Here is a 14657-nt window from a genome sequence, read left to right on the forward strand (position 1 = left end):
TTGTTAGCGCGTGCCTCTATTCGCCACCCGTGGAGAGTCATTATCACCTGGATATTGTGCGCCGTTGCTGCCGGTTTCGCCGCGCTGTCAGGTTTCGGCCAGGGAGGCCTATTCTCCCGCATGTCCTCCACCCAGGGCCTCACCACCGGCACAGAATCCGCTCGAGTCCTGGAACTCACCGATTCCCAGGGCGATTACCGCATGGTGGCCGCCATCCACGGCGCCGCAAATCCGCAGGAGCTCACCGCTGCCGTCGCTGATCTCAGTGAGGAGATCGCAAAAATCCCCGGGGTGGCCAGCGCCCTGAGTTCACCTTCCCTCGTGCGGGAAGCCGAAGCGGAAGGCGCAACCAAGGCTGAGGAGCAGGCGCGCGCCGAATATCAGAAGGCCGCCGCCGCGGCCCAGCAGCAGCTCGCCACCCAAATTGAGGCCGCCACCGCGCAGCTCATGCGCGGTGGAATGCCGCGCGAAGCAGCTCAGGCCCGCGCCACCCAGGAAGTGAGCGCCGCGGCCGCCGCGGCCCAGGCGGGCCAACCCAGCGAAGAAGAGGTCATTGCCTCCGCGCGTGAAGAAGGCATCACCACCGCGCGCACCCAGGCCCGCGTGGAAACAGCCGGTTTGCGCGCCGCGGACGGCTTCGCCCTCGTCATCACATTCACCTCGGATGCGAATACCGATGCTACCGAAGCTCGGGTGCAGGAAACGCTTGATACTTTTGCATCCACCCACGCTGTCCAGGTGGATGCCACCTCCGCGAATGCGGCGATGACCGCCATTAATGATGTAGCCCGTCACGATCTGGTGCGCGGGGAAGCTATCGGCCTCCCGGTCGCCCTCATCCTCATGGTGCTGGTCTTTGGCGGTCTCCTCACCGCTCTTATGCCGCTGGCCGGGGCCATTGTTGCCATCATTATTACCCTGGGCGGAGTCTGGCTCCTCACCTTCGTGGCCGATGTGGATTCCTTCGTACTCAACGTGGTTTCCATTATTGGCTTGGCGCTCTCCATTGACTACGGCCTGCTGGTGGTCTCCCGCTACCGCGAAGAAATCACCCGCGGTATCGAAAAACGCTACGGGCCGGGAGCCAAACCGGAGAAAAAGGAACTGGCCACCATTATGGAAGGGGCGCTAGCCACCACGGTCCGCACCGCCGGGCGCACCGTGATCTTCTCCGCCGTCACCATTGCTTTCGCCATTGCCGGGCTGCTGGCCTTCAATTCCCGCATTATTCGGGTGATAGCCATGGGGGGTTTCGTCGTCGTGCTCCTCGCGGTTATTTCCGCAGTTAGTTTGGTGCCGGCCCTTTTGCGTATTGCCGGGCCGCGGTTGGCCCAGCCGTCCGCGCTCGCGAAAATCCCCGGCCTGGGCCACCTGATGCGCGCGGTGGGTGATACCCATACCGATCACGGGGTGTTCTCCCGTATCGCGAGCTGGGTGCAGCGGCGCCCGTGGGTCATTATGACTGTGGTGACCGCCATCCTCGTGGTCATGATTATTCCCATTAAGGACACTACTTTACGCACGGATACCAGTGAATATATTCCGGTAACCTCCTCGCCGGGCACCACCCAGGAGATTCTGGAACGTGATTACCCGGATTTGAGCCAGCCGGCCATTACCGTCCTGGTCAAGGGTGATGATGCCGCCCTGCGCGAGCAATCAGAGTGGATCGCCGGGCTGCCGGAGGTTTCCAAGGTCGGGGAATCCACGAAAATGGATAACGGCTGGCATAATCTCGGAGTATTTGTTAACGGTGGGGATCCTACCTCCGCCCAGGCCAGTAATACCGTTCGCGATATCCGCACCCATGCGGAAAGCGTCGCGAATACGGAGATTCTGGTAGGCGGGAGCGCGGCTATCCAGATTGATTTCAACCAGGTACTGCGCGAGGGCGCACCTATTGCCTTCAGCGTGGTGCTGCTCGCCGTGCTGATTTTGCTCTTCCTCATGACCGGTTCGGTGCTCATCCCAATCAAGGCCATCATTATTAATTCGCTCTCCCTGGTGGCCTCGCTCGGGCTGACCGCCTTCCTCTTCGATAACGGCCTGCTGGGTCTGCCGGAAACCGACGGGCTGACCGCGGTGGTAGTGGCTTGCGGCCTGGCATTCGGATTCGGGCTTTCCATGGATTACGAAGTGTTCTTGGTGGCCCGCATGAAGGAATACTGGGATGCCGGTGAATCCAATGACCGGGCAGTCTCGCTCGGCTTGCAGCGCTCGGGGCGAATTATTACGTCCGCGGCCGCGATTATCGTGGCGGTCTTCGTGGGCTTCTGCTTCGGGCAGATGCTCGCGATCAAGGAAGTTGGGGTGCTGCTAGCCATCACCGTCATCGCGGATACCAGCCTCAGCCGTATCCTCCTGGTTCCGGCTACCATGACGGTACTGGGCAAGTGGAATTGGTGGGCGCCGCGCTGGCTTTCGCGTATTTACCAGCGTTTCGGGGTGTCCGAAGGCGGGCACCGCATCCTCGAGCACCACGAACCGGCCCAAGCCGCGGCCATCGCGCCGGAAAAATACCCCGCGGATATCGCGCCGGCAAGCGCCAGCACCGCGACTGCGGTGCCGCGCGGGAGGCACGCCGCGCCATAATGGAGGCATGTCTGAGATCAATCACCTGAATCTGGCCGAACTACTGGGCATTACCTGGTTGCAGGCCGGTGCTATCGCGGTGGCCACCTGCCTTATGTACCTTTTCCTCGTGGTGATTTTGCGGGCTCTGGGGCAAAACGTGGTGAGCCGGCTCTCCACCTCGGATATGGCGGCCGTCGTCGTTATCGGGGCAATCGCGGGGCGCGTGACGCTCGGGCATACCCCCACCCTGGCCGGCGGTATCGTCGCCCTTCTCACCCTGTTCTTCATGCAGGCGCTGCTGCGATTTATCGCGCTCTCGCACCGCGGAGAAGCCTGGGTGCACGCGCGGCCCGTCGTTATCTGGGCGCACGGGGAGCTCACCCCTGCCGCCCGGCGCCATTCCACCACCACGGAAGAAATCATGATGGCTTTGCGTTTGCGCGGGGTTGCGTGTGTGGACGACGTCGCCGCTGTCATCCTCGAGCCGAACGGGCAGCTATCGATACTGACCGGGCCAGCCAATACGCTTGATCCGCGCCTGCTCGCGGGTGTGAAAGACGCCGAGCGCATCTAGTACGCCCGGCGTCTTCCCGGTAAATCCCCTAGTTTCACAGCCACCGCCTACGCGGCGGCCGAGCCGTTATTTCGCGCTGGCCGCAGCGGCCTCCTCCGTGATCGGGGCACCGGTCGCGGCATCCACCGCGCCAGAGCAGGCCTTCGGGGTGGCATCCACACCGGCTTCCTTACGCTGCTGCGCGGTGATTTCCGCGGGAGCGTCCGTGAGGGGATCCCAGCCGTTGCCGATCTTCGGGAAAGCGATAACATCGCGGATCGACGGGGCTTTGACCAGCAGGGAGACAATACGATCCCAGCCGAACGCAATGCCGCCGTGCGGGGGCGCACCGAATTTGAAAGCCTCGAGGAGGAAACCGAATTTCTCCTCGGCGGCTTCCTTATCGATACCCATGACCTTGAAGACGCGCTCCTGGATATCACGGCGGTGGATACGGATGGAACCACCGCCGATCTCGTTGCCATTGCAGACGATATCGTAAGCATTTGTGAGCGCACCGGCCGGATCGGTATCGAAGGTATCCAGGTGTTCGGGCTTGGGCGCCGTGAAAGCGTGATGAACCGCGGTCCAGCGCGACCCAAGAGCCACATCGCCTTCCGCCGCGGCCTGGGAGGCCGGCTTGAACATAGGTGCGTCCACCACCCACACAAAGGCCCAGGCATCCTCATCAATAAGGCCTACCCGCTGGCCAATCTCCAACCGGGCCGCGCCCAGCAGTTCACGGGAGAAAGTCGGCTCACCGGCAGCGAAGAAGATGCAATCCCCGGGCTTCGCGCCGGTGACCTCAGCCAGGCCGGCACGTTCCGCCTCGGTAATATTCTTGGCCACCGGGCCGCCCAGAGTGCCATCCTCCGCGATGGTGACGTAGGCCAGACCGTGCGCCCCGCGCGCCTTCGCCCATTCCTGCCACTTATCGAAGGTGCGCCGCGGCTGGGAGGCCCCGCCGGGCATAACTACCGCGCCCACGTAAGGGTTCTGGAAAACTCGGAAGGTGGTGTCCTTGAAGTACTCGGTCAGGTCAATAAGTTCCAACCCGAAGCGCAGGTCCGGCTTATCCGAACCGTACTTTTCCATGGCGTCCTTGAAGGTCATCCGGGGAATCGGGGTGGCCAGGTCATAGCCGATGAGCTTCCAGATCTCGCGCAGCACTTCTTCGGCCACCGCGATAACGTCATCCTGGTCAACGAAGCTCATCTCCACGTCCAGCTGGGTGAACTCCGGCTGCCGGTCCGCGCGGAAATCTTCATCGCGGTAGCAGCGGGCAATCTGGTAGTAGCGTTCCATCCCGCCCACCATGAGCAGCTGCTTAAAGAGCTGCGGGGACTGCGGTAGGGCGTACCAGGTTCCCGGATTGAGGCGCGCCGGCACAATGAAATCACGCGCACCTTCCGGGGTGGAACGGGTAAGGGTCGGGGTCTCAATCTCCACGAAATCATGGCCGTCCAGCACCCGGCGAGCCGCCTGATTCACCTTGGCGCGCAAGCGCAGCGCCTTCTGTTCGTAGGAGCGCCGCAAATCCAGGTAGCGGTACTTGAGGCGAATATCTTCGGAAACCTTGCCGGAGCCTTCGGCATGATCGGAGACCTGGAAGGGCAGGGCTTCGGCGGGGCTGAGGACCTCAACGTCCGTGGCCTCCACTTCGATCTCCCCGGTAGCCAGGGCCGCATTCGCATTGCCCTCCGGCCGTTCGCGCACAATCCCGGTCACCTTAATGCAAAATTCGTTACGCAACTCGTGCGCAATTTCTTCGCGGACGGTCACCTGTGCGATACCCGAAGCATCGCGCAGATCAATAAAGGCGATACCCCCGTGGTCACGGCGGCGATCCACCCACCCGGTCAGCGTCACTCCGCTGTCAATATCACTTGCTCGCAGCGAGCCTGCATAACGAGTACGTAACACGCTTTTGTCACTCTTTCTTGTCGTGGGAAACGGCTAGACGGGCCGTTCTGAGGCACCTGCGAGACGAGCAAGCACCGGCTCCATGGTAGAACCCGCAGCGCACTCGGGGCAAAAGTTAGGCCCATGTGCTACGGTGGCACACACCACCGACTTTCTTGAGCTCCGCCTCTTTCTTTCTCCCCCCTTCCGCTGGTGTAATTGATCTAATGAGCAGGTATCTATCTCCGGAGCGCGAACGCCTTTTCCGCATTTTTTCCGTCGGCTTTATTTCGCTCGTTGCTTTTGAGAGCATGGCGGTCACCACGGCCATGCCCACCGTTGCCCGCGCCTTCAACGGCCAGAATCTCTACGCCCTCGCGCTCGGCGTGGTACTTGCTGCCCAGCTCATGACGACGGCGCTCGCCGGGGAATGGTCCGATTCCAAAGGCCCGCATTCCTGCCTCTACACCGGCGTTGTGCTTCTCACCGTGGGGCTCACAATCTGTACCATCTCCCCCAGCATGGAAGTTTTCGTGGCCGGGCGTGCCATTCAGGGCCTGGGCGGCGGGCTCATTATTGTGCCCTTCTATACCATCGTGGGCAATAGCGTGCAGCCGCGCCGTCGCCCCGGATTCTTCACCGCTTTCGCCGCGGCCTGGGTTCTCCCCTCGCTTTTCGGGCCCCTGCTCGCCGGAATTATCGTCGAGGCAATGTCCTGGCGCTGGATTTTCGGATTCGTCCCCGCCACCATCCTGCTCATCGGCCCCTTCTTCTTTATCGGAATGAATAAAATCCCCGATATCGACCGCGTGAAGAAGCCGATGAATATTCGCACCATGGTGGTTCCGGCTTTCGGCACCGGCGCTCTGGTGGCGTGCTTGCAAATTATGAGCGGGGCGACGTCGCATAACGCACGCACCTTCGCGATTATTGGCGTATGTGCCTTTGCCCTGGTGTTCTGTGCCCGCCCGCTCTTCCCGCGCGGAACCTTCCGCGGAGTGCGCGGACTACCCGCAACAATCGCCACCCGCGTCCTCCTGGGTACTTTCACGGCCATTGAGATGTTTCTACCGCTGCTGCTCCAGGATGTGCACGGGTGGAGCCCGGTGGAAGCCGGTCTCATTTTATCGGTCGGCTCAATTACCTGGGCGGTGGGATCGTATTTCTCCGGGCGGATTACCAATGCGGCGTTGCGCCTGCGCCTGCCGCTATGGGGCTCGATTACCGACGCCATCGGGTTGGCCCTGGTATTAGCCGGCTCACACCACGCCCTTCCAGGAAGCCTCGTCATTCTTGGCTGGGCCATCGCGGGTATCGGATGCGGTTTTGCTTTCCCAGCGCTGAGCGTGCACGCGCTCGCCTGCACCTCCCAAGCCGGTCAAGGACGCACCTCCTCGGCGCTCCAGGTGGCTGATTCCATGGGGACTTCACTCGTTGCCGCAATAATTGGCATTATTTATTCCGTTATTACGCCGCCGCAGGATATTGCGCTGATGGCGGGAATCGCGGTGTCCATCGCGCTGACTATTGCCGGTGCCGTGGTGGCCAGTCGCATTGTGCCACCCGCGGGAAGTGAGGCCGCAGCCAATCTTGCCGAATCGCAGCGCCTGAGTGGCGTGGGTCCGGGCGGGGAAAAGCTGAGTGGATCGGATATGCTCAGCGAGGAACCCGGGCCGGGCAGGAACTAATCCCTGGTCCGAACTAATCCCCGGGTATCGCTGCGGCACACCGCACCCGCGCCCCGTTCCGAACAGAGGGCAAGCTCACCGCGCATATCCACCGCCGGGCTTGCGCCCCGGAGTAAACTAGTAGCGGCGCGTTTGCGCCCCCTGTGCCTATGTTAGGAATTCATGTCTGAACATCTCGGTGAACACACGCCGTCTGATTCTTCCTCCACCGCCACTCCGGCGACTTTCGCTGACCTCGGGCTTTCCGAGGAAACGCTCACCGCTATTCATGCTCTCGGCTTTGAACACCCCTCCCCGATCCAGGAACAGGCCATTCCGCTCCTGCTGAGCGGGCGGGACGTTATCGGCGTCGCCCAAACAGGAACGGGGAAAACTGCGGCGTTCGGTTTGCCGCTCCTGGAACGGGTGGATACTAGCAGCGCCGTCGTACAAGCACTTGTGCTCGCCCCCACGCGCGAACTCGCGCTCCAGGGCGCGGACGCCATTGAATCTTTTGCCCGCGGCACGGATACCAAGGTGCTGGCTGTGTACGGTGGTTCGCCCTACCCGCCGCAGCTGCGCGCCCTTGAAAACGGCGTGCACGTGGTGGTGGGCACGCCCGGGCGCATTATGGATCTCATTGATCGCGGCGCGCTTGTGCTCGATCACGTTTCCTACTTCGTTTTGGACGAAGCCGACGAAATGCTGCGCATGGGCTTCGCGGAGGACGTGGAAAAGATCGCCTCGGATCTGCCCGCGGAGCGCGTCTCGGCGCTTTTCTCCGCTACGATGCCTCCCGCGATTCGCCGCGTGGCGGATTCTCATCTGCACGACCCGGAGGAAATTACTGTTACTCCCCCGGCTTCGACGGTTGCGAATATTACCCAGGAGTTCGCCGTGGTTCCGGCCCGCCGCAAGGTGGGTGCCCTCGCCCGAGTACTCGCGGTTTCTGAGGCCGACGCCGCCCTCGTCTTCGTGCGCACCCGCGCCACCGCCGAGGACTTGGCGATTGAGCTGGGTACCCGCGGGGTGGCCACCGCGGCGCTGTCCGGCGACGTCGCCCAAAAGGATCGCGAACGCTTGGTCTCGCGCCTGCGCGACGGCACCCTGGATGTTCTTATCGCCACGGACGTGGCCGCGCGCGGCCTGGACGTGGAACGCATCGGGCTGGTTGTCAATTTTGATGTGCCGCGCGAAGCCGATACCTATGTGCATCGCATCGGCCGCACCGGCCGCGCTGGCCGCGAGGGTCGCTCACTCACGTTCGTGACCCCGAAGGAACTCCCGCGCCTGCGCCGCATCGCGAAGACCACCAAATCGAAGATGGAAGAAATCGATCTTCCCACCCCGGCCGAGGTTTCGAAACTGCGCGCCGCCAAACTCATGGAGCAGGCTCGCACCCGTTTCGATGCCGGGCGCCTGGGGGTCTACCGCGAGGTACTCGAGCAATTCTTGGCCGCGCAACAAGAGGCGCAGCAGCTTAAGAACGACGACGCCGCAGCCTCCTCCGCTCCCCTCCCCGCGGGCGAGGACGTTACCGAAGCCGCGAGTGACGCCTCCCTCCCCACGGATGAGGACGTTACCGAAGCAGCGAGTGACGCTCCCGAGCCGATGAGCCTCGAGGATATTATCGTTGCCCTGCTGGCCTTGGGCGTGCGCGATCCCGGGCCTTCCGCGGATGAAGAGGAAAGCTTCACCGGGGAGGATAGCCGCGATTCCTTCAAGAAGAAGCGTCGCGAAGCTCGTGAATTCAAGGGCGGGAAGCGTTACCGCATCGAGGTCGGGCATAAGGATCGGGTGCGGCCGGGAGCTATCGTTGGCGCACTCACCCACGAAGGTGGCCTGCGCGGTTCGGACCTGGGTCATATCGATATTTATCCCACGTTCTCGCTGGTGGAAATCGGGGTGCCGCTTTCTCCGGAAGCCCGCCGGCGCATTTCCGAAGCCCAGGTTTCCGGGCGAGCCCTGCGTATCTCCGAGGACAGCGGTGCTCCCACCGCGCGCCGTGGGGGCCACGGCCGTTCGGATCGCACCGCGCGCGGGGATCGGCGCGGGCGCGGGCGCGGCAGCTTCAACCGCGGTGACGAAGGTGAGTACGGTTCGGATTACCGGGCTGAGCGGCGCTCAGACCGGCGCCATGACCGGCATGATCGCGGGGAACGCCGCGGCGGACGCGGGTGGCGTCGCTCATAGGTGTCGCCGCTTAGTGTTCACGCGCTGGTAACCTTCTCCCGGTAAAGTGGTGGTGGGCTGGATAAACTTTCACCCACTACCACGCTTCTGAGGAGAATTCCATGCGTAAAATCTTTGCCGGTTTGGCGGCGCTCTGCACCGCGATCACTCTAACAGCCTGCTCCAACGGTTCCGGAAAGGATGCCGCGCCCTCTCGTGATGAGATCGTAGCCGGGCTGAACCAAGGATTCAGTTCCGCTATCAAGGAGACGGGCACGTCGGCCCCGGCCGGCCTTCAGGAAGCCATGCTTTCTAACTTTGTTGAATGCATAGCCGATGGTGCTATCGAACAGGGCGTCTCCGCGGAGGGCCTCAAGATCATTGCCACGGGTGACGCTGATAAATTTAATGACGTTCCGAAACAGGACGATGAGCTTCTCCAAAAAATCACCGAAGGTTGCGTGACGAAGCTCGTTGGCCAGCCCCAGGGCTAAGCCCACGCCTTATTACCCATTTGTGCTACCCGCGCGTTAGGCGGTATACCTCACGCGGGCAGCCCGCGGGTGAATGCCGCGTAGCTGATAGTATCTACTTGTTTTATTCCGCGTGGAAATGAGTGAAGATGCGTAAATTTTTGGGCGGCGTTGCCGCGGTATGCCTCGTGGTGAATCTGGCCGCTTGTTCGGGTAAGAGCGATACATCGGAATCGGCTACGCCGGCTCCGGAAACATCGGTAGCCGCGTCGGCACCGGCCGCGCCGTCGGCACCGGTTGAAAGCTCCGCTGAGCCTGCCGCGCCGATCACCGATAAGGGCCCGGCAGCTATCGCAACGGATGGTCCGGCACCTAGCCGCGATGAGGTGAGCGCCGGTATGCTCGCCGCTACTTCGGAGTTACTCAAGAACACGCAGGATATTCCGGAAGCCCAAAAGGCGATGCTCCCCCAGCTGGTGGAGTGCACTGTTGATGAAGCGCTCAACCGCGGCCTTTCCGAGCAGGGCCAGCGTAATATCGCCGCGCAGGTCCTTTTGCTCTCCCAGGAAGACCAGGCCATTATGGGCGAAGCAGCCAAGGTCTGCGGGGAAAAATTCGGGGCTAACTAACCACTAGTTATTCTGGGTACAAAGCGAGGGCGGGAGCCTCCATTGCAGGAGACTCCCGCCCTTAGTCATTGCCTGCCCCTAGCCCTCATTGCTGGACCCGGAGAGATTTAGGCATCCCATCCGGTTAGGCGCAGGCGGCGCGCCCGCCCGGATACCCCACGCGCGGAGAGCTCGCGAAGCTTTTCCAGGGAGTCCGTTCCAGCCCGCACCTGGGTGCCGGAAAGTCCGTCGAGCTCGCCGGCCGCAAATGCCTGGGCAATAGCTACCGATTCCCCGAGCGGTACCCATTCGGTGCGGTCGCGATAGCGTTTCATGGAGGCCGTCATATCGGTTTTCACCGCTCCCGGATTGAGGGAAAGTACCCGCAAGCCACGCTGGTACCCGGCTAGATGCAAAGAAGCAGCCAGCCGCAAAAGCGCCGTTTTCGAGGCGTAATACGATACCGCATCCGCAGAATCGTGCGAGGCCGCGGTGGCGGAAAGATCAAGAATTCTCCCCCCGCCACGCTCCAGCATAATGGGCACCAACGTTTTCGCGAGCTGGAACGGCGCCTCCACGTTAATGGCGATGGTGCGCTGGAAATCTTCCAGACTGGTATCCCAGGGAAGTTCCTCTTCCCCGTACACCCCGGCAGAATTGAGCACCATATCGGGTGCGCCTTCCTCCAGGAGGATGCGCAACATCTCTCGAATGGAGGATTCCTTGGCTAGATCACACCCGAGGGTAATAATCTGGGCACCCCGGATCTCACATTCGGTGGCGGTACCATCCAAATTGGAGAGCTTGGTCGCCAGCAAAATGAGAGTGCGCCCGGGCGCCGCTAAGCCAATAGCAAGCTCCTTGCCCACGCCCCGGGAGGCTCCGGTGATAAGAATCCGGCGGGCGGGTTCTAAACCGGCCCGCTCCACGCTAGCCGCCGCGGCCTCGCCCGATTCTTCGCGCTCCAGTTCCTGCTGCGCCATTACGCCCTCAACTCCGCGCCGAAGTCCTTGCGCATCCGGCGTGCGACCCGGTGGCGTACCTGGGCAGTTTCCTCAGCGGTCAGGGTGTGATCGGTGCGGAAACGCAGCGAGAACGCCAGTGACTTCTTGCCTTCCGGTACGGGATCGCCCGTGAACACATCGAAGAGTTCAATGCCCTCGAGGATCTCCCCCGCGGCTGCCTCGATGGTCGCCCGTACATCACCGGCAATCACGTCGGCATCAACAATAAAGGCGAGATCTTCCTTGGCAACCGGGCTGGTCCATACCGGCTTCACCGCGGCGGGTTCCACGGTATCGGGAAGCGCCGCATCCGTATTCACCTCAAAGGCGATAGAGCGCGCCGGAATATCCAAGGCCTTGCAGACGGCCGGAGCAAGTTCCCCACCATAGCCAACTACCTGATCGCCACTGAGAATGGCCGCGCAGCGCCCCGGGTGCCAAGGGGCCTGGCTCGCGGCGCGTACCGAAACGTCGGCAAGCATACCGGCAGCCCGCCGCCCGGCTTCCACCGCGTCACGCCAATCCCATGTTTCTACCGGGTAACCGGCCCGCGCGGGCGTGCGCGGACCGCAGGCGACCCCGGCGACGTGATGGGGTTGAGCAGGAATAGCCGCGTGGAGTGCAGCAATTTCTGCTTCCGAGGGGCGCTGGCCCGCTGCCGGAATCGGAGCCGGGCTAATGCCAGCCGGACGGCTCACCGTGCCCATCTCGAACACTGCCACGGCTGGATTACCCCGCTTCACATTGAGCGAGGCCACCGGAATGAGAGTATCAAGCAAGGAAGTGCGTAGCAGATTGGCATCGTCTTGCAGCGGGTTAGCCAAGGCGATAGCGGTACGCCGCTCATCATCGGCGGCGTACCCGAGTTCATCGAAACGCGCAGCCGGAATAAAGGGATAGGTGAGCACCTGCACCCACCCGGTTTCCGCCAGGGTGCGCGCAATATCGCGACGCTGCCGCTGCGCGGGGCTCAGGCCGCGCCCCGCCGGAGCGGTGGGAACAGCGGTTGGGATCGCGTCGTAACCTTCCAGGCGTGCGATCTCTTCCACCAGGTGAGCCGAACCCACCAGATCTGGGCGCCAGGTGGGAGGCTGCACGCTCCACACCTCGCCGCTACGTTCCACCGTGCAGCCAATATCCGTGAGGATTTCCGCAATACGATCCTCGCTCAGCTGCAAAGAGGTCAGGCGTTCCACATCCGCAATCGGGAAGGACAGCGCGGGCAACTGGTGTACCTGCCCGTACACAAAGACTTCATCTGTTGCTTCTCCCCCGCTGTATTCCACCAAAAGGTCGACGACGCGCTGCGCGGCCACCGCCGCCACCGCGGGATCGACCCCGCGTTCGAACCGCTTGGATGCTTCGGTGGGGAGCTTGTGCCGCCGGGCGCTACGCGCCACCGATACCGCGTCAAAATGAGCGGCTTCTACCAGCACATTGCTAGTTTCTGCGGTGATCTCCGTATCGGCCCCGCCCATAACGCCGGCCAGGCCGAGAACTCGGGCTCCATCGTTGTCCGTAATAAGAAGATCTTCCGGATCGAGCGTGCGTTCCACATCATCGAGGGTGGTAAGTTTTTCACCCGCGGTGGCGCGCCGCACCACCAACCCGCCGCCGCGAATCTTATCCAGATCGTAGGCGTGCAGGGGTTGGCCCAGGTCCAGCATCACGTAATTCGTGGCATCAACCGCCAACGAAATGGAGCGCTGCCCCGCTTGCTGAAGACGGCGTGCCATCCAAGCCGGGGAAGGCGCAGCCGGATCCACCCCGCGCACCACCCGAGTCACGAAAAGGTCGCAGCCGGGCTGGCCATGAATGGGCGCATTATCTTCCACCCGCACCGGAAAACCGGTGGGAGTCGCCTCCGGGAGTGGCTGCGTAGGCAGGCCCGGATCGGTGAAGCATGCTCCGGTGGAGTGGTGGTATTCGCGGGCTACTCCGCGTATGGAGAAGCAGTAACCGCGATCCGGGGTTACGTTAATTTCCAGGGTTTCCCCGGGCAAGCCCAGGAATTGCCGGGCGTCACTTCCCAGTTCCACCCGGCTGGCGGCCGCGGCGTCGAGCACAATAATTCCTGCGCTTTCATCCGAGAGCCCCAGTTCACGTTCCGAACACATCATGCCGTCGGAAATATGGCCGTAAGTTTTGCGGGCCGCGATCTCAAAACCACCCGGTAGCACCGCGCCGGGGAGGGAGACAACCACGGTATCGCCCGCCTCGAAGTTATGGGCACCGCAAATAATGCCGCGCGAGGGCAGTTCGGATGGTTCCCGCCCGGTTCCGGGTTCGTCATTGTATTGACCCACGTCCACGCGGCAGTAGTTAATGATTTTGCCGTTGCTTTGTTTCTTCGGTTCGCGGGTGAGAACCCGGCCGAAAACCAGCGGGCCGGTAACAGTAGCTGGATGGATTGTTTCTTCTTCCAAGCCGACTTTTACCAGCGCGGCAGCCAGCTGCGCCGGGGTAAGATCCTCGGGCAGCTCCACGTGCGAGCCTAACCATTCCTGCGGAATAAGTGGCATTAGTTTCCCCTCCCGGTGGTTCCGAATTGCATGGAGAAGCGCACATCACCTTCCACCATGTCACGCATATCAGCGATGGAATTGCGCAGCATCAGGGTGCGCTCCAGGCCCATCCCGAAAGCGAATCCGGTGTAAATATCCGGGTCGATACCGTTATTGCGCAGTACTTCCGGATTGACCATGCCGCAGCCGCCCCATTCGATCCACCCCGGGCCGCCCTTCTTTTGCGGGAACCACAGGTCCATTTCGGCACTCGGTTCGGTAAAGGGGAAGAAAGAGGGGCGCAGGCGCGCCTTGGCTTCGGGGCCGAACATATGGCGGGCGAAGTGATCAAGGGTGCCTTTCAGGTGGGCCATAGTCAAGCCCTTATCGACCGCTAAGCCCTCCACCTGGTGAAAAACCGGGGTGTGGGTGGCATCCAGCGCGTCGGTACGGAATACCTTGCCCGGGCAGGCGATGTAGAGCGGAGCCCCGCGGCGCAGTAGCGCGTGGGATTGCACGGGCGAAGTGTGGGTGCGCAACACCAGGTTGCGTTCCTCGGTTACCGCACCGGCACCGTCGACGACACCCGATACGTAGAAGGTATCTTGCATCTGGCGTGCCGGGTGGTCGGGCCCGAAATTCAGGGAGTCGAAGTTAAACCATTCGTGTTCCACTTCGGGGCCTTCGGCGATCTCCCAGCCCATGGCAATGAAGAAGTCGGCAATATCCTCACTGAGAACCGTGAGCGGATGGCGCGCCCCCCGCGGGGACCGGTTGGTCGGCACGGTAACATCCACCGTTTCAGTGGCGAGGGCCGCGGCCGCTTCCGCCTCCTCAATGCGGGCGGTGGCGCTGGCGAGGGCCGCCTGGATGTCTTTGCGGGCCGCGCCCAGAAGCTTGCCGGCAATGGGCTTTTCTTCTTTGGCGAGGTTCCGGATCTGCATATTTGCGTGAGTGATCGGAGCGTTATCACCGCTGTGCGCCAGCCGCGCGGCTTTCAACTCCTCGAGAGTGGTAGCCGCGGCAAAAGCACTGAGGGCCTGCGCTACGGCTGCCTGTACTCCCGCTTCGTCCAGGGGACTGAGCTGTGAGGACATAGCTGCCTTTCTTGTTGTTAACCATGTCAATTCTAGTCAAACTCGCCGAAAGTGCGTAACAGCGGGGCCGAGATGGACTCGGCCCCGCTGTGAGGTAACTGGA

The 14657-nt window shown here is 62.3% G+C and carries 10 protein-coding genes; 6 read left to right on the forward strand and 4 right to left on the reverse strand.

Annotated features, from left to right (window positions below; translation table 11 throughout):
- Positions 1-2592 (forward strand): MMPL family transporter (locus tag ACTFPK_RS08465; protein ID WP_439911432.1); only part of this gene is annotated, 2592 nt, incomplete at its 5' end.
- Positions 2593-2599: 7 nt separating this feature from the next.
- Positions 2600-3148 carry a DUF421 domain-containing protein gene (locus ACTFPK_RS08470; RefSeq protein ID WP_274755670.1) on the forward strand — a complete coding sequence of 183 codons (549 nt, stop codon included), beginning with the start codon at positions 2600-2602 and terminating at the stop codon, positions 3146-3148.
- A 66-nt stretch (positions 3149-3214) separates the two neighbouring features.
- Here the strand turns inward: ACTFPK_RS08470 and aspS are convergent, their stop codons facing one another.
- Entirely contained in the window at positions 3215-5050 is a 1836-nt protein-coding gene (gene aspS / locus ACTFPK_RS08475) for an aspartate--tRNA ligase (protein ID WP_274755669.1), read from the reverse strand.
- A 206-nt stretch (positions 5051-5256) separates the two neighbouring features.
- On the opposite strand from aspS, the gene ACTFPK_RS08480 reads away from it, so the two are divergent.
- From ACTFPK_RS08480 to ACTFPK_RS08495, 4 genes are all read left to right on the forward strand, one after another.
- Positions 5257-6717: an MFS transporter gene (locus ACTFPK_RS08480; protein WP_274733075.1), complete on the forward strand. Its 1461-nt coding sequence runs from the start codon at positions 5257-5259 to the stop codon at positions 6715-6717.
- A 162-nt stretch (positions 6718-6879) separates the two neighbouring features.
- The gene (locus tag ACTFPK_RS08485) at positions 6880-8889 is read left to right on the forward strand and encodes a DEAD/DEAH box helicase (RefSeq protein WP_274733073.1); all 2010 of its coding nucleotides are present in this window, start codon (positions 6880-6882) and stop codon (positions 8887-8889) included.
- 101 nt (positions 8890-8990) lie between these two features.
- Positions 8991-9362: a hypothetical protein gene (locus ACTFPK_RS08490; RefSeq protein WP_274733071.1), complete on the forward strand. Its 372-nt coding sequence runs from the start codon at positions 8991-8993 to the stop codon at positions 9360-9362.
- 128 nt (positions 9363-9490) lie between these two features.
- A complete protein-coding gene (locus ACTFPK_RS08495; RefSeq protein WP_274733069.1) occupies positions 9491-9970 on the forward strand; it encodes a hypothetical protein in 480 nt (159 codons plus the stop codon).
- Positions 9971-10077: 107 nt separating this feature from the next.
- Here ACTFPK_RS08495 and ACTFPK_RS08500 read toward each other — a convergent pair whose 3' ends face one another.
- The 3 genes from ACTFPK_RS08500 to pheS are packed head-to-tail and all read right to left on the reverse strand — an operon-like array spanning position 10078 to position 14554.
- Entirely contained in the window at positions 10078-10932 is an 855-nt protein-coding gene (locus ACTFPK_RS08500) for an SDR family NAD(P)-dependent oxidoreductase (protein ID WP_274733067.1), read from the reverse strand.
- On the reverse strand, positions 10932-13475 hold the full coding sequence (pheT, locus tag ACTFPK_RS08505; RefSeq protein ID WP_439911433.1) for a phenylalanine--tRNA ligase subunit beta: 2544 nt from the start codon (positions 13473-13475) through the stop codon (positions 10932-10934). The genes ACTFPK_RS08500 and pheT overlap by 1 nt, the downstream gene beginning before the upstream one ends.
- Complete coding sequence (gene pheS / locus ACTFPK_RS08510) at positions 13475-14554, reverse strand: phenylalanine--tRNA ligase subunit alpha (protein ID WP_126134495.1); 1080 nt, start codon at positions 14552-14554, stop codon at positions 13475-13477. The genes pheT and pheS overlap by 1 nt, the downstream gene beginning before the upstream one ends.
- Positions 14555-14657: the final 103 nt, after the last annotated feature.

This window comes from Actinotignum sp. UMB0459, from assembly GCF_051905915.1.
GTDB classification, from domain to species: Bacteria; Actinomycetota; Actinomycetes; order Actinomycetales; family Actinomycetaceae; genus Actinotignum; species Actinotignum sanguinis.